The following is a 24,567-nucleotide window of genomic DNA, read 5'->3' as shown; positions in this document are numbered from 1 at the left end:
ACCTACTCAAATGTATATCCAACACCTCGAACTGTTCTTAAGTTCTTATCATAACCAATTTTTCGTAGTTCTTTTCTTAATCCTGAAATATAAACTTCGATAGCGTTTATAGTTGTTTCTGAATCAACACCCCACACTCGATCAAATATTTCTTCTTTTTCAAGTACGATGTTATTATTAATTACAAAGAATGATAATAGTTCAAGGTATTTCCCTTTAATTGTATCAAGCGTCCCTTCGCTAGAAGACACCAATTCATTTTTAAGATCTAGTACTAAATCATTATAAGTGATTTCATTTTCACCTTTTAAATTGCTTTCACGTTGAAGTAAATTTGACATAGTCGTCAGCAAAAGAGAAGCATCTGCTACACGTGGTAGATATTCTGTTACTCTATGCTTCATAACTCTAGCCTTTTCGTCAGTTGATTCTGCTATAGTTATTACAATCACTGGTGTTTTCAGCTCTTTTTCTTCACGAATATAATCCAGTAAATCAATTCCACCCATTCCAGGTAAAATACTATCAGCTATTACAAAATCATATCTATTTTCATCAACAAGTTTTTGTCCATCTAATCCATTATAACAAACGTCCGCATCAAATTTTTCTGCAATCGCAGCCTTTAATGACGCAGCTAATAATTTGTCATCTTCTACAATAAGTGCTCTAAGCATCAGTAACTCCTCCTTATATTTTTCTATTTAATCTATCTAGCTTCTTATTTTATAACTTTTCAAAAAAAAATACAACTAAAAACTACAATATTTTTTACTATTTTTTTATTATAAGAGAATATACAATACTAGACAATAATATTCCTACTAAAGCACCGCTACTATCTATTAATACATCAACGATATTTCCATCTCTTCCTACCACAAAAGTTTGATGAAATTCATCGCTTGAGGCATAAAGAACAGAAAATAAAAAACTAAATATAACAGTTTTTTTGAAATCTCTCATCTTATTTTTCTCTATGAATAAATTCGATAAATAGCAAAACAAGAAAAATCCTAAAACCATATATTCGCTAAAATGACCTAACTTTCTTATGATTAAATCATTAGAAATCTTCGATGATTCCGCACCAGCTTGGCTAGAGAATAAAAATATCACTGTACAAACTAAAATTAATATTATTAATGAAAAGTATTTCTTATATAAAAGTTTAATAATAATTTCTCCTTAGTATTTATTTTAATATTTTTTTCCTACTTTCTATAATACCACATTATTCAAATTAATGGTAATATTTGTAAGTAAAATAAGCGAAAAATTACTTTTATTTTTTTTCCAAACAGCTAAAAAACATAATATTTTCTCTAAATTACTCATATGATGAAAATTATTATTTTTTATTATAAATGGAAATTTAATTTCATAGAATGTAAGAAATTTCATCAATACCTCTATTATAATTTTATCTATTATGCGAAAAGATAGAGGACGATTCTTTAAATATGATTTCGAAAAAATCAATTTAACAGAGTCGCCCCCCTAATAACTTAGTAATATGTTTGCGAAATACTACAACCTAGTAGCGAACCTTACTAAATCTGATTAATAAATATCAATTATATTCCACTAACAAGTTATTTTAATTTTCTTTTCTTCTAAGTAAGTAAAGTGCAAGTAACACCGTACTTCCTATGAAGACTGAAGTATCAGTTTCCCCTTCACCTGTCTTAGCTAACATTCCTTTACTACCATCCACTTTAATACCGTCTATAGTAGGTAATAATTGTTCTGGAGTTTTCATTGGAATTTGAGGTGTCACACTTGGAACTTGAGGTTTGTCGCCTTTTGGTTCTTCCAGTTTATCTTCACGTGGTGTTTCTGGTCTATCACCTTTCGGGTCTTCCGGTTTATCCTCACGTGGTGTTTCTGGTTTATCACCTTTCGGTTTTTCCGGTTTGTCCTCGTGTGGCGGCACTGGTTTATCACTACAAGTACAATTACCATCTTTTCCGTCGCGACCGTCTTTTCCGTTCTTCACTACGAATTCTTGCTTAGTTCCGTCTGAATTTGTGATTACTAACATATGCGTTCCGTCTGAATTCTCTTTCACCTCAACCGTAGCCGACTTACCATCGATTCCGTCTTTTCCGTCGCGTCCGTCTTTTCCATTCTTCACTACGAATTCCTGTTTCGTTCCATCTGGATTTGTAATAACAATAGCGCGACTTCCATCGGTATTTTCTTTTGTTTCAATTGTTGGAGATTTTCCATCTTGTCCATTTTTCACAATGATTTCTCGTTTTGTTCCATCTGGATTTATAATAGTGATTGTATATGTTCCACCTTGATTTTCTTTTGTTTCAATTGTAGCTGATTTACCATCAATACCATCTCGTCCATCTACTCCATTATAGATAGTCTCTTCACTAATTAAAGTATCTCCAGTAGTATATGTTAAGCTATTATCATTGTCATAATAAACAGTAATATGAACCCCAATTGGTTTAGCTGTTGGTTGCAATGTTGGAGTAGAATCCACACTTCTTGCTCTTCTTGCACTTCTAGGTTGTGCTGGATAAATTGGTTTTAATTCAACTCTTGGTGCTCGACCATCTTTTCCGTTTTCTCCATTTTTGACAGTTGTTGTAATTGGTTCTTTTCCATCTGGCTGAGTAATTGAAATTGTATGACTTCCATCTGAATTTGTTACAATACTAACTGTCGGTGTGAATCCGTCTTTTCCATTGTCTCCTTTGTCACCTTTCGGTCCAGCGGCTCCTGTTTCTCCTTTGTCGCCTTTAACCCCTTTAAGGTTTCCTGCTGGTTTCCATTCTCCATCTTTCTTAACAAGTACATCTCCTGTTGTTGTATTGATGAATGTATCCCCATCTTTTCCATCTTGTGCTTCTGGTGTACTTGTTCCATTTAGAATATCTTTTCCATCACGTCCGGCTGCTCCAGCGTCACCCTTGTCACCTTTAGCTCCAACTGCTCCGTCTTGACCATCTTTAATTACAGATGTTCCTAGAACTGTATCTGTTCCTTCGTCAAACTGGTTATTTGCATTCTTATCACTATAGAACGTTAATGTCGTTTCTTTCTTAGTTTCATCGCGATCTACTTTGACTTTTGGAGTTTCTCCATCTTTACCATTTTTGATAATTGTTTCGACAGGTTGTCCATTCGGTTGTGAAATCGTAATTGTATGAGTTCCATCATTGTTTTCTTCCACTGTTACTGTCGGCGTTGGTGGCGTTAAGTCTACAACATCGATTGTAATGTCTTTTGTAATTGACTTAGTTTTACCCGCATTTGTCACTGTTACCGGGATATCAAATGCTCCAGCTACTGTCGGTGTTCCTGAAATAGTCTTACTTGCTTCATCATACGTTACACCCTCTGGAAGTTTGGTCTTATCAACCATTAATGTAGCATCTGCTGGTATTCCAAACGTAATCTGTCGAATTGTTTTTCCTAGCGCAATCATTTGACGATCATTTTTGATATCTAATGACACTGGGTCATCTACTACTTTTAGAATAATAGTTGCTTCTGCACTATCATTTGAAGTTCCTTTACCTAACAATTCAGAATCTAGCGTTGCTTTCAAGCGAATTATATATGTTCCAGGCTTGGTTGGAGTTCCTGTAATTGTATGCGTTGCAGCATTATAATTCAATCCTGCTGTTGATTCAAGGTAAGAGTTTATATCTCTTTCTGGTAAATCCACACTTAGATAACGAGCACCTAAATCTGAATGTTCACTGTGCGAAACAACCATACTTTTAATAGTCTCACCAAGTCGAATAGTTTGCTCATTTTCTGTAACATTAATAGTTACAGGAAGTGGACGAACATTAATTTTAATATGTCCCCCATCTACTGGAGACTCTGCCATTTCTGGGAAAGTAGCCTTATATGGAATTAAGTATTCTCCAATTTTAGATGGTGTTCCAGAAATTGTTCTACTTGCAACATCATAAGTAACTCCCGGCGGTAATTGACTTGTATCAACATCTAATCTTGCTTTAGCATCTGAAGAAGTTAAAACTACATTGTCTATAGCAGTTAGAACTGTCTTCTCTTGTTCCTTATTCTTAACATCAACACTTAAATCACGTGACGTTACATTTATCGTTAATGTTGCGCTCGCTGTTGAATTTCCACTAATCGTTGGACTTGTTGCTGTAAATGTTGCCGTATAAGTCCCTACTTTTGTTGGTGTTCCTGAAACAGTTTTTGTCTCAGCATCATAGTTTACACCTGGAGGAAGCTCCCCAGAAGTAATTGTTAACAATGCTCCATCAGCTTGTAACTTAATAGGAGGAAGTTCATCTAAAGCTTTCACTTCTTTTCTATTATCAGGAATAGAAAAGTTTAATGGTATACTTTTTACTGTGATGTTCACATACGCATATGTCGATTGATTTGTACCACCTGCAGTGGTTCTATTAACATAGCCATACACTTGGAAAGTCCCTACTTGAGTCGGAGTACCTGTGATTGTTTTTCTGTCAGCAGACCAACTTAAACCATTTGGTAACCATCCTCCGACTGAACTTACAGTCGTATTTGCAGGTAGTTTAAGAGTAATCGGTGGAATTGGTTCTCCTGCCGTATAAGTGTAATTAGCTGTTGGAACATTAAAACTTCCTGGAGTTACTGTAAGGTCTACTATCTTAGTGATTGACTTATTATCTTTAGTAGCCGTTACCGGTATAAAATAACGTCCTTCATACTGCCCAGTTCCTGATAAAGTCTTACTATTTCCGTCATATTTTATTCCTTCCGGCAACTTAGTAGAATCAACTGTGACTGTAGCCCCTTCTGTAGCTGTTATCACCATATCAGCAAATTTAGTTCCTTCTGATACCGTTTGTTTATCATTAGAAATCTCTAAAGATAAATCCGTTACTGGTGAAGCATTTACCTCATAAGTAAACTTCGTCTTAATCTGACGACTTTCACCTGCATTATTCATATACGTAGCAGTAACATAAGCTGTTTGAGGTTTATCTGTTTTCTTTAAAGCGTATCCTACTATCCCTGTATTATCCGCATTAGGGCTTAGCTGGATATAGTCTCCCTCTGATTCAACCGTTAAATTCGTAATCTTACTTCCATTTATCATTGAAACAGGAATATTTGGAATTGTTTGACCTTCGGTCCAAGTCTGATCACCAATGGCATTTAGTCCATCCATTACTTCGAAAGTAAATTCTCGTACTGGAGCATCTTCTCCATAATGTCCATCCTTAGCTTTCGCTGTAATCTTATGAACACCGACAGGTAAGATTACCCCATTTTCTTTTGTAATCTTGTATTTAGTTGGGTCATCTGTTCTTCTTGTAATTGTAATTCCTTCGGGAGCCGTTATATTTATTAACTCTGCATTTTCTTTATTTAATATTAAGTCACCAAGCTCTTGAGTTTCTGATTTTTTTTCAACTGCGACTGGAATAGGATTTTCAACTTGATAAAGTTTATCTGCTTTAAGTAGTACATCTGCATGAGTCAAGTAATAATTCAATCTATCACTCATATTATTAGCTACCGCACGTTCCTGAGTTCTAACAGGCACCGTGAATATTTTTTCAGTTCCAAAACTATCCGTCGTTTTAAACTTAATTATAAAGTTTTCTTGCTGTTTAGGAAGTTTTGTAAATCTTACTCGATAAGGATTTTCACCTATCTCAGAAGAACGAGCATCCCAATTATGAGATTCAAATTTAGAAATATCAACTAGTTCATATGCTACATCAGGATTTTTATCTAATCGTTCAAACTTATCAATCCTAACCTTATCCCGAGGAACAGAACTATCCATAAAACGCAATCCAAATTCAGTATAATAATGAAGAGTATCTTTTTTAGCATCCTTAATTGTTCTTCTAGCGTATGAATCTCTTAAATAATTGTGGTATTCAAAATAAGAATTATAGATTTTAGAATCATAATGATCGACATTTTCACTATCATAACCTATAGCATAACCAAAGGTTGTTGTAGGAATAACCAAATTACCTCCTGAAGCATCTGCAGCACTAGGAGATAAAACATAAGGAGAGCTCCTGTATGTATTTATTTCAAAAGTTCCAGGATTTCTAATAGTTAGAGGTATACTCTTTTCATATTGACCGTCTTTAGAAACTAAACCAATATTATAAGTCCCTTCCTTAACAGTCTTATCTAGAGTTATTTTCCCTGAAATTCTTTGATTGGTAGAATCGTAAGTTAACCCTAGATCTTTAGCCCCTTGAGTTAGTTCAACTCCTTCTTTAGGATCTATACGGCTAGTTCCAGTTTTATAACTTAGTGTTATTTCACGACCATCTTTGGTAACAGTACGATAACCAGACTCATTTTCGACAGTGATATAAGGTAATTCATTAACCGATTTCACTACTAGTTCTGTTGTATACTCTTTACCTTTAAATATAAAACCAGGGTGATAAGTACCGGGTTCTATAGTATTGCTTATTTCAGCTATAAAATTAGGATAATAGTCATAAACCCTTTTAAAACCTAATTTTTGAGCATCCTCATTCAGTGCAAACTCTCGAACAACATCATAATCACTGTAATATTGATTCTCATCTTTCAGTGAATTAACAAATTCTCTTGATACTGAGAATTCTACATTAGTAGATTCATTAGCTAAATATGAATATATTGTTTTAGACATTGGATTAAATGCTGTCGGCGTTGAAGTCGTCTCCGCATCCAACCTATAACTAACTTTCCCTGAATGCCCTGCTCGTCTAAGCTCTAAATATAATACCTCAAGAGCCTCTTCTAAAGTTCGCACACCATTATTTAATTCTTCTAGAGTCGCTTTATCTTTTGTTAAAAGTTGTTGTACTTTATTTTCTTCCTGCTTAGAATTTTCTAAATTTTTTGTCAGCTTAGCTCTAACTTCTGCACTAACATCTTTTCCAGCTAAATATTTTTCAGTTTCTTGGCTAACTGCCTTAGATTCCAAAAGTCTATTCGATAAAGTATCCTTAGCTTCTTGAACTTCTTTTGTTTCTAAAGATTTTTTATCTTCTTTTTCTTTCTTTTCTGAAGACTTCTCAATCTCTTTTTCTTTTATTTCTGTAGATTTTTCAGCCTCTTTTTCTTTTGGTAATGTTTTTCCAATATTTGTCGAAGCGGTATTTTCTACTACTTTTTTCGTTCTAGTAGAAACTGCATTCTCAGCAGTCGGCAAACTTCCCTCTTGCTCCTTATTTTTCAGTAAATCTATATCCAAAGGTTTAACATCAACAACAGGTGGATTAAGAGACTCTTTGCTAGCCACTTCGGTCCCCGTTACTTCCCCAGCTTACACTTCAGGAACATCAGATACACTACCTACATAAAACTGTGCAGCAAGAACCGATGCCACACCGACACTAAGTTTACGAATTGCATATTTCTGTCTTTTTTCTAACTTCATATTAATAAACAATCTCCTTCTATAAATATATTTCTTTAATTCTTCTTACATATAGATAATAACAAATAAAAACTTAAAAAGCTCTGAAGATTTATTAGACCTTAAAGATAAATTCTTTAGTCTTTTTACTTCACTCCTCATCAAACAATTAATAATACAAAATAATCATACTGAGTTTAATTTTAGAAAACTTATAAAATTATTTTACCCTATTATTCAACTTGTTACTATAAACTCAATAAAAAGCGATTAAATTTTCGATATTCATTATCTCTAATATACATAGACAATACTCCAAAAGTATACCACGAATTATGATTCTAAGTAAATATTTTTAATATAATTTTAATACAAATTTAATATGATTTAATATTTGGTTTTAAATTATTATAATCTTACTAAGTGCTAATTAGAGAGTTTTTTTCTTTGCTTTTTATTTGAAATCTTCCACTAAATAACTTTAGAAAATAAAAGTATAATAATTTAGGTTAATATGATAAAAATAATTTTTAATTGTACTTTATTTTAATAAATTTATTTCATATATTTATTATTAATACTAATATATCTATTTTTAATTTTATATATTAAATGATTTTAATATCGAAATTCTCTTTAAATCTTATTTTTCTATTGCTTTAAAATTTCTTTTAATCTATTTTCCAACAAAAATACACTATATTATGATATAATATAAGAAAACGAATTCAAATAATGGAGGTCTGTTATGCCACGTATAGTTGCTAGAGGATTTAAAAAAGAAGATTTAAAAAAAGTTAGTGCTGAACTTTTCGATACTATTGCTGAAATAATCGAAAGACCACGTGAAGCATTCACATTAGATTTAATTGAAAGTGTTGCTATTCTTGATGGAGAAGAAATCAGCAGAGCAAACTTAGAAATTGGATGGGTTCACCGTCCTGTAGAAGTTTGCGAAAAAGTTGCTAATGCTGTTAATGAACTTTTCAAACCACTTGGTTACGAAACAGTAATGATTTCATTTAAAGATATCGATTTAGCATACGAATTTGTATTCAAAAAATAATTATTAAAAAAGGAACGTCTAAAATTTTGATTTTCTTAATCAATTTTAAACCGTTCCTTTTCTCTTGTAATAAACCAATAAACCACGATGACTATATAATACGAAGAGACTACTCCTGAATCCCTAAATTTTTAAAGTTCATATGAAAACTCATAGACGTAGTGGTTTATTGGTATCTAGATGTGCTTTATAAAAGCTTTTTAGATATCTAATAAACTGTGCGGTGGTGACTCGACAAAATCTTGTTTCTTAAGAAACCACGATTTTTGAGTCACTCCCTTTCAAATCACTCTTTTTGTATTACCCTTTTACTTGAGTTTCATACATTTTCTTATAACTTCCATCTAGGTGCAACAACTCTTCATGCGTTCCACTTTCTATGACTTTCCCTTTTCTAAGGACATAAATCATATCTGCATTTTTTATAGTTGATAACCTATGAGCTATTATAAGCGTTGTTCGTCCTTGTTTTAATTCTTCTATAGCACGACTGACATTTTGTTCTGTTTCACTATCAATATTCGCCGTCGATTCATCAAGAATTAAAATCTTAGGATCTTTAGCTAAGGCTCTTGCTAGACAAATAAGTTGCTTCTCCCCTGTTGAAAAGTTATTTCCACCTACTTCTACTTTTGAGTCCAACGAGCGATTTTCTAATATGAAATCTCCTCCAACTCTAGATAAGGCCTCTCTGGCAATTTTCTCATCATTTGAAGTAGTAATATTTTCAAGTAAGGTACCTTCAAATAAAAATGAATCCTGAAGTACTATCGCCGTTTTTTCTCTTAGATACTCCTTACTATAATCATTTATATTTCTACCATTAATTAGGACATTACCTTTAGTCGCACTGTAGAACTTAACAATCAAGTTCATAATAGTACTCTTACCGCTTCCCGTATGTCCTACAAAAGCTACAGTTTGATTTTCTTTAATTTCAAGATTCAAATCACGAAGCACATAAAAATCATCTTTATAAGAAAAATACACATCTTCAAATTTAATATTTCCTCGGAAATCATCCTCGGTAATATCGTTATGATTGTCTTCCTCGATTTCTAGCTTAAGTATCTCTTGAATATTTATAGCCGCACCTTGCGCTCTGATATAATTAGAAATCCCCATCGTAAAGTCTGCGATTCTATAAATTATATCGGTAGTATAATTTATAAATAGATATACCATTCCCAATGTAATGCCATAAACATTATTAAAATGTGAATACGAATAGTAATAAACAATACCTATGAAAATCACAATTCTAAATACTCCAGTTATATTATGAAGTAACAGACTATCTACTAGATTTAATTTTTTCCAATATTTATAGCGTTCTTCATTATGCTTATTCCAGTCTTCAATACTTTCTTTCTCTTTATTGAAAGCTTTGATGATTTCTAAATTTTGATAATTTTCATTTATAATTCCATTACTTTGAGAAAATTTGCGTCTGTATCCCTTAATACTATCTATAGATAACTTGTTGTAAATTTTTAATACTATAAACATTACCGGGAATAACACTAGCATAAATAATCCAAAACGTACATCTACATAAAATAATACAATATAAGAAAAAATAATCTTTAGCACGATTATTAATATCTGCACAAATGTCGAAACGAAAAATGTTCTAATTTGGTTAACATCACTCGTTATCCTAGATACTACAGAACCAGCTGGCATATTATCGAAATACTTAATCGGTAGGCTTTGTATATGATCATATACCTGCATCTGGATTCTAACATAAACCTCATTAGCACCTTTTACTAAGTAAATATTTCTAATATAGTTAGAAATCCCTGAACATAATAGTATAAGTCCATAGCCAGCTATTACTACCAATGATTTTAGAATTATCTGACGTGTCAAATTTCCAGTTATACCATCAAAAACTTTCGACAACACATATACACCAGCAACACCTAATCCCACATTTAGTAGCGAAAAGACAAAACCTATTATATAAGATTTCTTTGCTTCTTTCATATAAGGAAGAAATTGAAATAACGGATTTTTATTCTTCATCATCTTCTACCTCCTTATTTTGATACTCATCTAGTTGTTTATACCAAGGGCATTTTTCAAGAAGCTCATCATGCGTTCCGAAATTTAATATTTTACCATTATCTAATACAACTATTTTATCAGCATGCCTTACTGCAGAAATTCTATGGGCTACTATTATATTAGTCTTACCTTCTCGAGTTTTCTTAATATTTTCAATAATAGTTTTTTCAGTATTAGAATCTACAGCACTCAAACTGTCATCAAGTATTAATATTTCAGGATTAGATAACAATGCTCTCGCTATACCTAGACGTTGTTTTTGACCACCCGATAGAGATAAACCATTTTCTCCTACAAGAGTATCAATACCATCTTTAAATCTACTAATATCCTTTTTAATATCAGCTTGTTCCAATACTTCGTCTAACCTATCCTCTAAATCATATCTATAAAACAACACATTTTCTTTTATAGATTTTGAGAACAACTGATATTCTTGTGGTGCGTACCCTATTTTTTCTCTAACAGAATAATCATAATATCGCTCCATTCCCTTGCCGTCAAGAAGTAGCGTATTTTTCTCTATCGGATATAATCGAAGTAATTGCTTGATAAATGTCGTTTTCCCACTACCAGTTTTTCCTACTACACCTATAGTTTCACCTTTATTAATTGTAAAATTAATATCTTCTAGTATATGATTATTATCCTCATAACTAAAATTAAATTCTTTAAATTCAATACTATTATTAAACTCAAAATTACTTTCAGCTAAGTCATTATTAACATCTGCTTTTTTATCAGAGATTTCTAGGACTCTTTTTGTAGCTTGACGCACTTCTATAATCATAATAACTAACTCAGATAAAGCAATATACGGCCACTGAATCATACCTATAACTACACAGACTGAGATTAACTCTCCTAATGTCATCATCCCTAAATTAATAAAGTAAAATCCAAAAGCTACAGCTATAATATAACTTGTCGCTAACGATACTGTATTAAGTGGTTGATAGACAAGAGTTTTCTTCATGTATTCTTCATTACTTCTAGCATAGCTTCTAAGTTTTCCTACAAAACTATTTCTCACTCTATCTAGCAAGCTATAAGCTCTAATTACACGAATACCTTTAACATTTTCTAAAGTCTCTTCTGTAATTTCATCCATAGTTTTCGCCATCTCATTATAGTATTTTTCCTGCACATTACGTCTTCTAACTAAATAAATAGTCTGAAGAATCAAAGGTATATGAATCAGTAATAAATAAATTAAGCTAGATTTGTTAAATATAAGAACACTTATAAATAAATTGTAAATTATCCCATCAAAAATTAATAAAATACCATAACCAAAAAGTGGTGCAATATAATTCGTAATATCATTCGTTGATCTACTAATAACTTCTCCAATACTAAATTTATTAAAAAATACCGGAGTATGTCTATAAATATCATATTGAATATCATAGGTCATATCTTTAATAACTTTATCATATCCTATAAATGTATAGTATTCTTTAAAGAAATAAACAATATATAGTGCTATTCCAGCTAAAACAATTCTTAGAATTTCATTAACTACACCATCAAAATCAATATTTCCTCCTGCTATACCATCAACTATATAACTTAACCTATCAGTTGGGTATAACGTAAAATAATAAGATGCAATAGAAACTATTAGTGCAATTATTATGCGTTTTTTATCTCTATAAATAAGACTTGCTATTTTATTAAATATTTGCTTATTATTTATCGTTTTGTCCATTTTTCACCCTCCTTTTTTCATTTATTAAACTATATTTTAATAATTATAACATATTTAAACACTTAATTTTATTAAAAAGTAAATAAAACAGGAATAACTAAAAAATTCTTATTTCCCAGTTATTCCTATTCATTTTTTGAATATATATGATTAGAGCATATAATTAATTTCGACTTAAGCTACTCATTATAGGGAGTGACTCAAAAATCGCAATTTCGAAGAAACAAGATTTTGTTAAGTCACTTCCGCACAGTTTATTAGATATCTAAAAAACTTTTATAAAGCGAATTTAGATATCAATAAACCACTGCATCTATGAGTTTTCATATGAACCTTGTTAAATTTTAAGACTTTTGGAGCAACACCAAATCCAAAATAGCAACTTCTTAGTTATTTTTCTTTTTTAAACTCCGCTATTGCATCCTTAGCAAGTTTATCAACAACCTCATTAAGTTCAACACCTGTATGTGCCTTCACTTTTACAAAATTTACCTTCACTACTGATTTTACCTTATTATAAAATTTCACATAATCCTGTGTATAAGGTAAGTTAGCTTGCCAATCTCCAGTTGCCCAAGATTCTATTCCTTTATAGTCATAAAATAAAGTGATTTCTTTGATTTTTCTATCTACTGCGTACCACATAACATATTTGGCTGCCTCTAATTCTCCAGCAACATTGTGTAATTGAGCATAATCTTCTCTATTTCCAGCATGTTTGAACTCATATTTCTTATCACCATCTACTATAACTACACCAGAACCATAGATACCTTGTACTCTATCAAAACTTCCATCTATATATGCATACACTCCATCAACTGCTTCCACATTCTCTATCTTTTCTTCATTACCTTTTACAAACTCTTCTGCTTCTTCTATAGTTTTAAAACTTTTGTATATCGCACCCTTAAAACCTGTAACCTGCTCTTTACACTCATCCCATGTTGAAAATATTCCAGTTTTTTTACCTTTTCTTACCGCATAAAATTTAGTCATCATATTCTCCTAACAAAAAACATTTACTTTAAAATTATACTACATAGAAAATATTTAGTAAAATTTAAACTGTATCAACTGTCCTCTAACACAAAACATTATAGTTTATAATTTAGGTTTCCAAAATCAAACTCAACTGCAACATTTATTCTGCCACTACTACTAAAAAATTATACATTATTTAAATCTTTTTTTATGAAAAACAAAGAAAATTTTTGAAAATACAATAGAAGAAAAAACTCCTATTGATTGAATTTTTATGTATTTTGTTGTAAAATTGAATTGCTTATGAAAAAATATTAAAGAAATTTTTTTATTTTATAAAGACAATTTAGGAGACATGATAATGAGTAAATATCATTTTATAGGTATTAAAGGATCCGGTATGAGCTCACTTGCTCAAATCGTTTACGATATGGGACATCAAGTACAAGGTTCAGACGAGGAAACATACTTTTTTACACAAGAAAAATTAGAACAAAGAAACATTCCTATGTTTAACTATGGAGTAGAGAATATAAAAGAAGGATACGAAATAATTTTAGGTAACGCCTTTAACGAGACTCATATCGAATATAAACGTGCTAAAGAACTAGGCTTAAAAACTTACACATACGCTCAATTTCTTGGTAAACTGCTTTCTGATATTCCTTCAATAGCAATTACTGGAGCACATGGGAAAACAACCACAACAACAATGGCAAGTAATATCTTTAAACACAGTCACGTTACCTCTTACCTAATCGGTGATGGTACTGGTCACGGAGAAAAAAATTCTAAATTTATGATAGCTGAAGCTTGCGAATACTATAGACACTTCCTTGCATATCATCCAGATTATGCTATAGTTACAAATATTGACTTCGATCACCCTGATTATTTCAATGATGAACACGACATGTTTGATGCATTCCAAAGCTTTGTGAATCAAGTTAAAAATACAGTAGTAATCTGCGGTGATGATCGCTTAGCTTCACAACTTAAACCAACTACTGCAAAAACAATTAAGTATGGATTTAATGATGGGAATGATTATCAAATCAAAAATGTTCAAACTACACCAGAACACAGTAAATTCGACATTTATAAAAATTCTGAGCTATTAGGAACATTTACAATGGCAGTCTTTGGATTACATGATATTTCTAACGCTACCTCAGCAATCGCTTTAGCTGATTTAGTTGGTATCAGTATTGAAAAAATTCAAGAGTCACTTGATTTATATAAACCTGCTGAAAGAAGATTTAGCGAACACAAAATTGGAAACAATGTTATTGTTGACGACTATGCTCACCATCCGAGTGAGATTAAAGCAACTATCGACAGCGCACGTAGAAAATACGCAGGCAAAGAAGTTATCGCTATTTTCCAACCTCATACGTATACACGTACAGCTAAATTCCTAAATGAATTTGCTGAAAGCTTAGAAACAGCAGATAAAGTATTCCTTTGTCCAATCTTCGCTTCAGTACGTGAGAAGGAAAAAATTGTTGGAATTGAAGATTTACAAAAAGTAACTAAAGGTGCTCAAATAATAAATAGTGAAAATGATTTTGATAAACTTAACTTTGACAATAGTGTATTCCTTTTTATGGGAGCTGGTAACATTAATAAACTTTGTCATAAATTTATCGAACACAAATCAAAATAATTTAGTTGTATTATAATCAATATTAAAATATAATTGATTATAAGGACTTATAAAGGAGGAAATATTATGTTAGATATAAACTGGTTAATTTTAGCTTATGCTGGAATCTTTTTAGCAGGAGTAGGAGTATTAATCCTATGCATAAGCGCTGCAATTACACTTGGAACTGTTAGAAAATCACTAACTGTTGCTACTGAATGTGTAGAAGATGTAACAAATATTGCAGAAGATGCTCTTAATCTTGCTAAAGACCTAAATCAAACAGTTAAAAAAGTTGAAGGTAACCTAGAGCCAATCATGGCAGAAACTAATATTTTATTGCAAAACACAAACATCTTAGCAGAAGACTTACAAGTTAAATCTGAAAAGCTAGATCCGCTGTTCAATTCAGCAGAAGGATTAGCGACATCTATTAACGGATTACAATCTTCAGTAGATACTATGAAATCTAATGTTACAGGATTTAAGAAAAATACTGATGAAAAAATCGAAAATCTTTCTGAAAAAGTAGAAGAAAATAAAGCTAAAGCTTCTAATTTACTTAACAAATTCTTAAAGAAAGATAAAGTTGAAGAAGAAAAATAATATTTAAATTGAAACAAAATAATAATTTAAAATAACAAAAATTAAAAAATATTTTATATCAAGTATTCTTTAAAAAGTATTTTATAATCTGTTATAAAATTTAGAGGAGTAACACAAAATCATTAATTTGTGTTGCTCCTCCTTTGTACTAGCAAAATCTTATCTATTATCTCTTAATTTTATATTTATCTCACTTATACTATTTTTAATACTAAAATATCGAACTGTTCCTATTAAAATATAAACCACAGTAGCTGTAATCAGCATTAAAATTAAAGTAGTAAGACTACTAAACCATTTCAAATAGTAGCCCGCTAACACAAGTGGTAACATAATAAGAAAATAATGTGATACAAATACTGTTACTATATTATCATTTAACTTACTTTGAAATACTTTACCAGCTAATCCTTGTAATAAACCTAAAATAGCATATACTAAAGTTTGAATTAATACTGCCGTATTTAGATTATCAAAACTCTGAATATACAATGGCATACCAGGATAAAACTGACCATACAAAATACCAAATATTAGATTAATAACATTTCCTACTCCTATCCCTAACAACATAAATATTACAATTTTTTGAAATAATTTCATTTTAATACCTCCTATAATCCTAATTTCATCTTAAATTCTTTTAACATCCTACGTGATACATAACTTATATCCGAATTTTTATAATTTATAACTATTGTTCCTCTCAATCCTAAATCTAAACTATGAATATATTTAACATTAGCTATTTCACTTTGAGATATTTTTATAAAATCCTTAGTTAATGTACTCTGCACTTCATATAATTTTTTTCTAACAATAAATCTACCTTCAACTGTAACTACATATACTTTTCTATCTTCAACATATACCCTTATAATATCCTCCGTATTTAATAAACGTACTTTCCCATCTAAAACTCCTATAAAGTAATCTTCCTTATTTTCTATATAATTCACTAAATTTTGAATCTCATCATTCACTTTATTTGTTGATATAGTAACTATTGTTTCTCCAAATTTCTTATCTATATTTAATTCAACTTTCATATCTTTAGCTCCTTTCATAATTATATTTTATATAATAAATATTTAAAAATCTATAGATAATGCATATTCGGTTAGTTTTCTTGTTTATTCGGTAATTTATATTCTAATTACAAATACAGTATATTCTAGGAGTGACTCAAAAATCGCGATTTCTTAAGAAACAAGATTTTGTCAAGTCTCTTTACGCAGTAGTTTATTAGATATCTAAAAAGCTTTTATAAAGGCGCATTTAGATATCAATAAATCTCTACGTCTATACGTTATAATATACACTTTTTTAAAATTTAGGACTTTTGGATTATCCCAAATAATTTATAAAAAATATATTTAAATAATAGGATAATTAATATTAGAATACGTTTTCTTTTGTTTTTCTCATAAAAATAAGTTCTTATACTTGATTTTATTTATATTTTAATATATTATACTTTAGTATTAAATTTTAAAAGGAGATATTTTTTATGTTAAATGAATTTAAAAAATTTGCATTTAAAGGAAATGTATTAGACTTAGCTATCGGGGTTATCATGGGGGCAGCTTTTGGTAAAATCGTTAGTTCATTAGTAACTGATATTATGATGCCATTAATTGGATTACTTTTCCCTGCTAAACCAGACTTCACTAACTTAGCTTGGAATAATATTAAATACGGGAACTTCATTCAAATTACAATCGACTTCTTAATTACAGCAATCGCAATCTTCATTTTTGTTAAAGCTATCAACACAGCTAAAGACAAAATGTCTAAAGAAGAAGAAGCTGAAGAAAAAGCACCAGAAGTTGATGCTAAAGAAGAACTTCTTAAAGAAATCCGTGATTTACTAAAAAAATAATAAATTAAAATTTCAAGGTCTGACAATGTCGGATCTTTTTCCTATATAAAATTAAAACTCAATGGTAGATTTCTAATTATACAATTTAAAAACGGGAGTGACTCAACAAAATCTTGATTTCGAAGAAACAAGATTTTGTCGAGTCACCCCCGCACAGTTTATTAGATGTCTAAAAAGCTTTTATAAAGAAAATTTAGATATCAATAAACCACTGCGTCTATGAGTTATCATATACACTTTTTTTAAATTTAGAAATTTTGGATCAAACCCTTTTATTTATTTACAACATTTGCAGATGTTCCAGTTGTAATAACCTCTACAGCCGCTTCTAATCCACCTTCTACAAGGTTTTGGATTGCAGTTTCTGTATAAAACGCTGTATGAGGTGTGTAGATTACATCATCGCGATCTATTAGAGTTTGTAATAATTCATCATCAAACTCTTTTCCTTCAAAGTTTTTAGGAACATATTTACCTTCATTTTCATAAACATCTAACCCTGCTCCAAGAAGTTTCCCGCTATCTAGAGCTCGTAAAACAGCCTTAGTATCTACTAGCATACCACGAGCAGCATTTAATAAAATTGAATTATCTTTCATCTTAGCAAGAAATTCATCATTTACCATATGATTATATTCTTTAATAGCTGGCATATGAATAGTAATAATATCTGAATTCATAATTAGTTCATCTAAATTCTCAACATAGTCTAGAACTTCTTTTGCCGCTTCATTTTGATAAACATCATAACCTAAAACTTTAGATCCTAAAGCACTGAATAATCGAGCAGCTTGAGTACCGATTCTTCCAGTACCTATAACACCTACTGTTAAAGTTCTAAGTTCACGTGATAATATCCCTGGATTCCAAGAAAAATTATGTTTTTCTAAATTGCGTTGAATTTTGTTTGTATTTCTACTAATACGTAATGCAGAAGTTAGTACATGCTCAGCAATAGCATTTGGTGAGTATGATGGTACATTCGTCATTTTAATTCCAAACTCAGACATTAACTCTAAATCATAAATATCAAAACCAGCTGAACGAGTCGCAAAAACTTTGACTCCTTGTTCTTTAGCATATTCATATACATCACGTTCAAAAGGTTTGTTTTGAGCTAGAACTACACCTTCTTTACCTTCTAGTAAATGTTTGTTAGCTGATGTAAGTTCCTCTGCATAAACATCAATCTCAACTTCAGAATGAGCATTTCTCCAATTTTCTAATGCACTTTTTTCATCTTCTCTTAAATTAAAAAATACTAATTTCATCTCTTTTCCTCCTTATACAAAGTACTAGTTCAACTGTATTCTAGTAAACTTCTAATAAAATCAATATAACTAATTTTACCATAAAAATTAATTTACTAAAACTATTTTATTTCATTTTTCAAAAATTTTCTTGATAATTTCAAACAATTTGATATTATTTTCCGCTATTTTATAAACGTTAACATTCTCTGGTGATTTTCGCTTATAACGATTTATCCAAATTGCTTTCCAGCCTGCATTATCCGCTCCAACTATATCATTTTCCAACGAATCTCCTATATAATATAGAGAATCATTAGGAAGCTGTAGTTTTTCTTGCATGATTTCAAATATCCTAACATCTGGTTTATTTATACTATAATCACCTGAGACAATGATATTCTCTTTATCAATCCATCTTTCAACACCTAATGCTTTTATCTTAGACCATTGATGTTCACTTGGTCCATTAGTAATAATTCCTAACTTTACATTATTTTCTTTCACTAGTTCTAAAATACTTATAGTTATATTAGACATTTGTAATTTTTGTTGATTCTTTTTATATTCTTTCTGCATATCAAGAGCTTGTTCATCAGTTAGAATAACACCTAAGTCTTTCGCCGCTTCTTGAATTCTATAAATATGATATTCATCCATAGTCATCTCACCATTTCGAGAAGCTTCAAATTTCACATCACTATAATGTCGACTCAAAAGATAAAATTGTTCCATATCAATATCCATATCGAATAGACTCTTATATGCATTTTCAAATGGAGCTATCTGTTCATATAACGTATCATCCACATCAAAAACCAGACCAATCATTTTATTCTCCTTATATTAAAATCAACTCAATATCACTATAATTATTCCGCTAAATCCAATGAGTCAGGCGCTTTAATTATTAATTGAGTTGATTACAAAAATTATTTCATTAGTTTTTCTATTTTATTTTTTGCTTCTTCTAGCGTTTCACTATTTTCTAACTTCTCTAAAACTAACTTTAGAAGTATTTCTTTATAATCCATAAACTGTTCATCTGTCATGCCTTCTACATTCTTCATGTTATCCATACTATTCTCCATTTCGATACATATTATATTGTTGTTTACTATTATATCATATCAATAATTTTATTACTAACATCTAATATTTTAATAACCTCTCCTAGATTCTCAACTATTTTATAAGCTTTTTCTTTACAGACTTCATCCGGTTCAAACATATCTGGAACCATAATAACTTTGGCACCTGCTGTACTTCCTGCAATTACACCAGCCTTAGAATCTTCCAAAACTAAGCATTCTTCAGGTTTTACTCCTAAACGCTCTGCCGCTAATAAAAACACATCTGGTGCTGGTTTACCATTTTTCACCTCTGCACCACTAGCAAGCTCATCTATATATTTTACAAGACCTGTTTTTTCCATATTGTTTGTTATATGATTCATATTAGAAGATGACGCTACCACAACTTTGTAATTATTATCTTTTAGATATATTAACAATTCCTCTATAAATGGCATTTTTTTAGGACCTGTCGTAAACAATATATCCTCTATATATTTATAATGATCATCAACTAATTGCTTTCCACTAATATCAGAATCCTTAAAATAATTTTCCCAAAATTCATAAATACTCTTTGTAGTAAAACCTAATACTAAAAGAGTCTCTTCTCTAGTCATTTCATAACCTTGTTTTTTCGCACTATGAATAAATGCTTCTGTAGCCAAACTTTCGGTATCTACCATTAATCCATCCATATCAAATAACACTGCTTTTATACTCATGTTTATCCCCTTCGCTTTTTCTTTTATATCTTTCATCTAAATTTTTACTTTATAACCTTTAAATTATTATATCATACTTAGTATTTCATGGGAAAATGTTTCTTTACCAGTATTATCAGCCCAAGATAATAAAAATATAATTGTCGATATCCAATATCCACGTTAATAAATATTAAAACACTATATTACCTTTAAATTCAATATATTAAGCGTATTAAAATTTAAAAACAACGATAATAGCTTACTTTTTATTTCACTTTTTGTTTGAAAAAATTTTATTTTTAGTGTATTATATAAAAACGTAGTAAAGCTACAATAATTTTTAATATAATATTAAACATGAGGTTAAATTTATGAAAACAGCTTTTGTGTGCGATTCGGCATTACAAATTAATAAAAATTTTGCAAATAACAATCCAATTACAGTTATTCCGGTAGAGGTTCGTCTTGATGATGAGATTTTCGAGGATAACGTAACTATAACTCCTGATGAATTTTACGAAAGAATACACAACGGACAAAAACCTAGTACAAGCCAACCTGCAGTAGGTAAAATTTTAAGCGTTTATGAAGATTTAAAACAACAAGGAGTAGAGCGTATCGTTGCCTTTAGCGTTTCTTCTAAACTGTCTGGAACATATTCTTCTTTCGTTCAAGCTAAGGAACTTATCGATGGTGTAGAAATCAAGATAATCGATACTCTTCAAATAGCAAGAATGGTAGGAATAGCTATCGAAAAAATTATTAAAGAATTCGAGACAGGAAGTCTAACATTCGAAAATATAGAAAATAGATACTTAGAACTTTCACAGCAACACAATGTTCTTGTAACAGTTGAAACTATGCAATATTTATATGCAGGAGGTAGACTTACTAAAGCTCAGTTCGTTCTATCAAACCTACTAAATATTCTTCCTATTATCACTATTAAAGATGGTCTCCTTGCAGTAAGTGGTAAACATAGAGGAATGAATAAAGTTCTTTCAAAAATGTGTGAAGAAATAAAAGAAAGAAATCCAAAGAGTTTATTTGTTCTTTATACAACAGATGAATTATTAGAAAAAGCAATGGCATCTATTAAGAAAACTTTTGGTGATATCGAAGTTGAAACAGAAATCGTTTCTCCCGTAATTGGATCTCATGCAGGACCTAAAGCTATCGCAATAGGATATTTAGGTTACGATAAATAAAAAACAAAAATACCTTAGAATTAGGATTATAACTAATTCTAAGGTATTTATTTATTAAGCGTGACTCCAAATCATAATGTTAAAAAAATCAAATTTGTCGAATCAATTTCATTTTTTATTAAACTATTTTAAAATTTGTATCTACTAATGCAACTTGAAGTTTTTCTTTTGAAGCATTTCCTTCTACTACAATATTTTTATCTTGGATATTAACTTCAACATTGTCTACATTATCTAGTTTTGATAATCTTTCTTTAACAGCAGCGGCACAACCACCACATTTTACTCCTTCGATACTATATTCATTTTTCATTATTAATCCTTCTTTCATTTTAATGATTTTATTAATTTAATTTTACTCTTTTTAATCTTAAGGCATTTAGAACTACAGATATAGAACTAAAGCTCATTGCAGCTCCTGCTAGCATTGGATTTAACAATGGTCCACCGAATATGTAGAATACTCCCATTGCAAAAGGAATACCTATAATATTGTAGAAGAATGCCCAGAATAGATTTTCTTTAATATTTGTTATAGTTTTTTTACTTAAAACTATAGCATTAACAACAGAATTTAAGTCAGGTTTCATTAACACTATATCTGCTGCGTCGATCGCTACATCTGTTCCTGTTCCTACTGCTATTCCAACTTCTGCTTGAACTAATGCTGGTGCATCATTAATACCATCACCAACCATTGCTACCTTTTTACCTTTAGCTTGAAGTTTTTTGATTTCATTTGCTTTATCTTCTGGTAAAACTTCACTAACAACTTTGTCTATCGATAATTGTTCTGCAATTACCTCAGCAGTTTTTTTATTGTCACCAGTCAACATAACTACCTCTAACCCTAAGCTATGTAATTTTTCAACAGTTTCTAGACTACTTGCTTTTATTTGATCGGCAACAGCTATAATTCCAGCTAGTTCAGAGTCTACAGCTATGAATAATGGTGTTTTCCCTTCTGAAGCATATTTCTCTGCTTTTTCAACTGAATCTTTTGTAACAATATTATTTTCCAACATTAGTTTTTCATTACCGATAAGTACTGACTTTCCATCAACCATTGATGAAATACCTAATCCTGTTAATGAACTAAAATCTTTAACTTCTAACAGCTCTAAATTTCTATTTTTAGCTTCATCTACTATAGCTAGACCTAATGGGTGTTCTGAAAGATATTCTACACTCGCTGCAAGTTGCAAGAGAACTTCTTCAGATAAATTATTAAATGTCATTATATCAGTTACTGAAATTTTACCTTCTGTTAATGTTCCAGTTTTATCAAAAACAACAGTATCAACTTCTTTAGCTAACTGCAAAGCTTCTGAACTTTTTATTAAAATACCGTGTTCAGCTCCCTTACCTGTACCTACCATTATAGCTGTCGGTGTAGCTAAACCTAAGGCACAAGGACAAGCAATAACAAGCACTGCGATAATAATTTTTAGAGAAAAACTCCAAGATGCATCTCCAACAAAGTACCATAAAATTCCAGCTATTAGTGCTAAAACAATAACAATAGGAACAAATACTCCTGAAATTTTATCAGCAAGTTTTGCGATTGGAGCTTTAGAATTCTGAGCATCTTCAACAAGTTTAATAATCTGTGATAAAGTAGTGTCTTTACCCACTTTAGTAACTTTCATTTTAAAAACACCTGTTTTATTAATACTAGCTCCGACAACTTTACTATTTATTTCTTTTTCTACTGGGATACTTTCCCCTGTTAACATCGATTCATCTACAGTCGAACGACCTTCAATCACGACTCCATCAAGAGGTACTTTTTCACCAGGACGAACAAGTAGTATATCACCTGTAGATATTTCATCTACGGCTACTACATGTTCTTCACCATCTATAATTAAATTAGCAGTTTTTGGTACCAATCCGACCAACTTACTAATAGCATTTGTAGTACGACTTTTAGATACTCCTTCAAAGTATTTACCTAGTGTAATTAGCGTTAAGATCACCGCTGCAGATTCATAGTACAAATTCATAGCTGCATGTTCATCACCTAAATATATCAATACGGTTGAATAAACACTATATAAGAATGCTGCCCCTGCTCCTAACGCTACTAAAGAATCCATATTAGGTTTTCTTCTAAGAAGAGCTCTAATTCCTACACTAAAGAATTTTCTACCAAAATACGAAACAGGTAACACCAGAATAAACTGTACAGTTGAAAATAATCTTGGATTTCCCATTGGACTTAAACTTTCCAACATAGGTAATCCCACCATCTCAGCCATCGCTATGTACAACACAGGCACTGTAAATATAGCTGAATAAATAAATCTTTTCCAAATACCATCTATTTCTTGTTGTTTTTTCTCGGCTTGGTCATCTACCGAATTATCTATCTCTAATCTTGCTTTATAGCCCGCTTCTTCTACTTTTCTCTCAATCTCAGCTACACTTAATTTTTCTTTATCAAATTCTACTACCATCTTCTCAGTAGCGAAATTTACAATAGCTTTTTCTGCTCCATCTAAAGATGAAATCGTATCTTCTATATTTTTCGCGCACGTTGCACAACTCATTCCTTCTAATATAAATGTTCGCTCTTCAATACTAGAAACATAAGTAAGCTTATACCCCAATTTTTCTACAATCTTTTCTACTTCCGTTCTATCTATTCCTTCTTCTCTGACAAGAGTAAGTTTACTTGTCGCAAGATTCACATTAACATCCGATAAATTATCGACTTGTTTTAAACCCTCTTCAATATGCGTTGCACAAGAAGCACAGCTCATCCCTTCAATTAAATATGTTTCATTTTTTACCATATATTAATCACACCTATCTTTTAAATATTTTTATTCGTCTACAATTGTAGTCTTTGTTGTAAATTAATTATACTACCACCTAAAAGTATTGTCAACAATATTTTAAATAATCAATAACAGCTATCATTATGATATAGAGAGTGACTCAAAAATTGTGATTTCGTAGAAATCGATTTTGTCGAGTCA

General features: G+C 30.7%; 20 protein-coding genes. 5 read left to right on the top strand and 15 right to left on the bottom strand.

Going from position 1 to position 24,567, the window contains the following annotated elements:
* Positions 1-2 precede the first annotated feature (2 nt).
* The 4 genes from ACO6OL_RS01220 to ACO6OL_RS01205 form a co-directional block, all read right to left on the bottom strand.
* Complete coding sequence (locus ACO6OL_RS01220) at positions 3-677, bottom strand: response regulator transcription factor (protein WP_314160019.1); 675 nt, start codon at positions 675-677, stop codon at positions 3-5.
* 97 nt (positions 678-774) lie between these two features.
* Positions 775-1,134: a VanZ family protein gene (locus ACO6OL_RS01215; protein WP_485501920.1), complete on the bottom strand. Its 360-nt coding sequence runs from the start codon at positions 1,132-1,134 to the stop codon at positions 775-777.
* Between the two features lie 466 nt (positions 1,135-1,600).
* A complete protein-coding gene (locus tag ACO6OL_RS01210) occupies positions 1,601-7,261 on the bottom strand; it encodes a collagen-flanked surface repeat-containing protein (RefSeq protein WP_485501844.1) in 5,661 nt (1,886 codons plus the stop codon).
* A 24-nt stretch (positions 7,262-7,285) separates the two neighbouring features.
* Positions 7,286-7,399 carry a YSIRK-type signal peptide-containing protein gene (locus tag ACO6OL_RS01205; RefSeq protein WP_485501843.1) on the bottom strand — a complete coding sequence of 38 codons (114 nt, stop codon included), beginning with the start codon at positions 7,397-7,399 and terminating at the stop codon, positions 7,286-7,288.
* Positions 7,400-8,126: 727 nt separating this feature from the next.
* On the opposite strand from ACO6OL_RS01205, the gene ACO6OL_RS01200 reads away from it, so the two are divergent.
* Positions 8,127-8,444 (top strand): DUF1904 family protein, encoded by a 318-nt coding sequence (locus tag ACO6OL_RS01200; RefSeq protein ID WP_048803358.1) that lies wholly within the window; start codon positions 8,127-8,129, stop codon positions 8,442-8,444.
* Positions 8,445-8,744: 300 nt separating this feature from the next.
* Here the strand turns inward: ACO6OL_RS01200 and ACO6OL_RS01195 are convergent, their stop codons facing one another.
* The 3 genes from ACO6OL_RS01195 to ACO6OL_RS01185 form a co-directional block, all read right to left on the bottom strand.
* Positions 8,745-10,478, bottom strand: a complete 1,734-nt coding sequence (locus ACO6OL_RS01195) for an ABC transporter ATP-binding protein (RefSeq protein WP_485501842.1) — start codon at positions 10,476-10,478, stop codon at positions 8,745-8,747.
* Positions 10,465-12,228 carry an ABC transporter ATP-binding protein gene (locus tag ACO6OL_RS01190; RefSeq protein WP_314160023.1) on the bottom strand — a complete coding sequence of 588 codons (1,764 nt, stop codon included), beginning with the start codon at positions 12,226-12,228 and terminating at the stop codon, positions 10,465-10,467. The genes ACO6OL_RS01195 and ACO6OL_RS01190 overlap by 14 nt, the downstream gene beginning before the upstream one ends.
* A gap of 390 nt (positions 12,229-12,618) precedes the next feature.
* Positions 12,619-13,227 (bottom strand): ribonuclease H1 domain-containing protein, encoded by a 609-nt coding sequence (locus ACO6OL_RS01185; protein ID WP_485501841.1) that lies wholly within the window; start codon positions 13,225-13,227, stop codon positions 12,619-12,621.
* Positions 13,228-13,573: 346 nt separating this feature from the next.
* Between ACO6OL_RS01185 and murC the strand changes: the two genes are divergently transcribed.
* Both murC and ACO6OL_RS01175 read left to right on the top strand, forming a co-directional pair.
* Positions 13,574-14,878, top strand: coding sequence for a UDP-N-acetylmuramate--L-alanine ligase (gene murC, locus ACO6OL_RS01180; RefSeq protein ID WP_485501840.1), 1,305 nt, complete (start codon positions 13,574-13,576; stop codon positions 14,876-14,878).
* Positions 14,879-14,944: 66 nt separating this feature from the next.
* Positions 14,945-15,463 carry a DUF948 domain-containing protein gene (locus tag ACO6OL_RS01175; RefSeq protein ID WP_485501839.1) on the top strand — a complete coding sequence of 173 codons (519 nt, stop codon included), beginning with the start codon at positions 14,945-14,947 and terminating at the stop codon, positions 15,461-15,463.
* 159 nt (positions 15,464-15,622) lie between these two features.
* On the opposite strand, the gene ACO6OL_RS01170 is transcribed toward ACO6OL_RS01175, so the two are convergent.
* Both ACO6OL_RS01170 and ACO6OL_RS01165 read right to left on the bottom strand, forming a co-directional pair.
* On the bottom strand, positions 15,623-16,066 hold the full coding sequence (locus ACO6OL_RS01170; protein WP_485501838.1) for a DUF3021 family protein: 444 nt from the start codon (positions 16,064-16,066) through the stop codon (positions 15,623-15,625).
* Positions 16,067-16,077: 11 nt separating this feature from the next.
* Positions 16,078-16,512 carry a LytTR family DNA-binding domain-containing protein gene (locus ACO6OL_RS01165; protein WP_314092492.1) on the bottom strand — a complete coding sequence of 145 codons (435 nt, stop codon included), beginning with the start codon at positions 16,510-16,512 and terminating at the stop codon, positions 16,078-16,080.
* A gap of 461 nt (positions 16,513-16,973) precedes the next feature.
* Between ACO6OL_RS01165 and mscL the strand changes: the two genes are divergently transcribed.
* On the top strand, positions 16,974-17,345 hold the full coding sequence (gene mscL, locus ACO6OL_RS01160; RefSeq protein ID WP_485501837.1) for a large conductance mechanosensitive channel protein MscL: 372 nt from the start codon (positions 16,974-16,976) through the stop codon (positions 17,343-17,345).
* A 272-nt stretch (positions 17,346-17,617) separates the two neighbouring features.
* On the opposite strand, the gene ACO6OL_RS01155 is transcribed toward mscL, so the two are convergent.
* The 4 genes from ACO6OL_RS01155 to ACO6OL_RS01140 all read right to left on the bottom strand — a co-directional run bounded on the left by ACO6OL_RS01155 (position 17,618) and on the right by ACO6OL_RS01140 (position 20,393).
* Entirely contained in the window at positions 17,618-18,616 is a 999-nt protein-coding gene (locus ACO6OL_RS01155) for a D-2-hydroxyacid dehydrogenase (protein WP_485501836.1), read from the bottom strand.
* Between the two features lie 111 nt (positions 18,617-18,727).
* Positions 18,728-19,426 carry an HAD family hydrolase gene (locus ACO6OL_RS01150; protein ID WP_485501835.1) on the bottom strand — a complete coding sequence of 233 codons (699 nt, stop codon included), beginning with the start codon at positions 19,424-19,426 and terminating at the stop codon, positions 18,728-18,730.
* Positions 19,427-19,527: 101 nt separating this feature from the next.
* A complete protein-coding gene (locus tag ACO6OL_RS01145) occupies positions 19,528-19,674 on the bottom strand; it encodes a hypothetical protein (RefSeq protein WP_485501834.1) in 147 nt (48 codons plus the stop codon).
* Between the two features lie 41 nt (positions 19,675-19,715).
* On the bottom strand, positions 19,716-20,393 hold the full coding sequence (locus ACO6OL_RS01140) for an HAD family hydrolase (RefSeq protein WP_485501833.1): 678 nt from the start codon (positions 20,391-20,393) through the stop codon (positions 19,716-19,718).
* Positions 20,394-20,746: 353 nt separating this feature from the next.
* Between ACO6OL_RS01140 and ACO6OL_RS01135 the strand changes: the two genes are divergently transcribed.
* Entirely contained in the window at positions 20,747-21,583 is an 837-nt protein-coding gene (locus tag ACO6OL_RS01135; RefSeq protein ID WP_485501832.1) for a DegV family protein, read from the top strand.
* Positions 21,584-21,701: 118 nt separating this feature from the next.
* Here ACO6OL_RS01135 and ACO6OL_RS01130 read toward each other — a convergent pair whose 3' ends face one another.
* Both ACO6OL_RS01130 and ACO6OL_RS01125 read right to left on the bottom strand, forming a co-directional pair.
* Entirely contained in the window at positions 21,702-21,896 is a 195-nt protein-coding gene (locus tag ACO6OL_RS01130) for a heavy-metal-associated domain-containing protein (RefSeq protein WP_485501831.1), read from the bottom strand.
* A 31-nt stretch (positions 21,897-21,927) separates the two neighbouring features.
* The gene (locus tag ACO6OL_RS01125) at positions 21,928-24,381 is read right to left on the bottom strand and encodes a heavy metal translocating P-type ATPase (RefSeq protein ID WP_485501830.1); all 2,454 of its coding nucleotides are present in this window, start codon (positions 24,379-24,381) and stop codon (positions 21,928-21,930) included.
* Between the last annotated feature and the right edge of the window lie 186 nt (positions 24,382-24,567).

The organism is Gemella sp. (genome assembly GCF_057272915.1).
Note: the sequence above shows the minus strand (reverse complement) of the source record. Positions and strands in the feature narration are given on the sequence as shown.

Coding starts and splice junctions, on each gene's coding strand:
- ACO6OL_RS01220 (WP_314160019.1), bottom strand. CDS start 677: ATGCTTAGAGCACTTATTGTAGAAGATGACAAATTATTAGCTGCGTCA.
- ACO6OL_RS01205 (WP_485501843.1), bottom strand. CDS start 7,399: ATGAAGTTAGAAAAAAGACAGAAATATGCAATTCGTAAACTTAGTGTC.
- ACO6OL_RS01200 (WP_048803358.1), top strand. CDS start 8,127: ATGCCACGTATAGTTGCTAGAGGATTTAAAAAAGAAGATTTAAAAAAA.
- ACO6OL_RS01195 (WP_485501842.1), bottom strand. CDS start 10,478: ATGATGAAGAATAAAAATCCGTTATTTCAATTTCTTCCTTATATGAAA.
- ACO6OL_RS01190 (WP_314160023.1), bottom strand. CDS start 12,228: ATGGACAAAACGATAAATAATAAGCAAATATTTAATAAAATAGCAAGT.
- ACO6OL_RS01185 (WP_485501841.1), bottom strand. CDS start 13,227: ATGACTAAATTTTATGCGGTAAGAAAAGGTAAAAAAACTGGAATATTT.
- murC (WP_485501840.1), top strand. CDS start 13,574: ATGAGTAAATATCATTTTATAGGTATTAAAGGATCCGGTATGAGCTCA.
- ACO6OL_RS01175 (WP_485501839.1), top strand. CDS start 14,945: ATGTTAGATATAAACTGGTTAATTTTAGCTTATGCTGGAATCTTTTTA.
- ACO6OL_RS01170 (WP_485501838.1), bottom strand. CDS start 16,066: ATGAAATTATTTCAAAAAATTGTAATATTTATGTTGTTAGGGATAGGA.
- ACO6OL_RS01165 (WP_314092492.1), bottom strand. CDS start 16,512: ATGAAAGTTGAATTAAATATAGATAAGAAATTTGGAGAAACAATAGTT.
- mscL (WP_485501837.1), top strand. CDS start 16,974: ATGTTAAATGAATTTAAAAAATTTGCATTTAAAGGAAATGTATTAGAC.
- ACO6OL_RS01155 (WP_485501836.1), bottom strand. CDS start 18,616: ATGAAATTAGTATTTTTTAATTTAAGAGAAGATGAAAAAAGTGCATTA.
- ACO6OL_RS01150 (WP_485501835.1), bottom strand. CDS start 19,426: ATGATTGGTCTGGTTTTTGATGTGGATGATACGTTATATGAACAGATA.
- ACO6OL_RS01145 (WP_485501834.1), bottom strand. CDS start 19,674: ATGGATAACATGAAGAATGTAGAAGGCATGACAGATGAACAGTTTATG.
- ACO6OL_RS01140 (WP_485501833.1), bottom strand. CDS start 20,393: ATGAGTATAAAAGCAGTGTTATTTGATATGGATGGATTAATGGTAGAT.
- ACO6OL_RS01135 (WP_485501832.1), top strand. CDS start 20,747: ATGAAAACAGCTTTTGTGTGCGATTCGGCATTACAAATTAATAAAAAT.
- ACO6OL_RS01130 (WP_485501831.1), bottom strand. CDS start 21,896: ATGAAAAATGAATATAGTATCGAAGGAGTAAAATGTGGTGGTTGTGCC.
- ACO6OL_RS01125 (WP_485501830.1), bottom strand. CDS start 24,381: ATGGTAAAAAATGAAACATATTTAATTGAAGGGATGAGCTGTGCTTCT.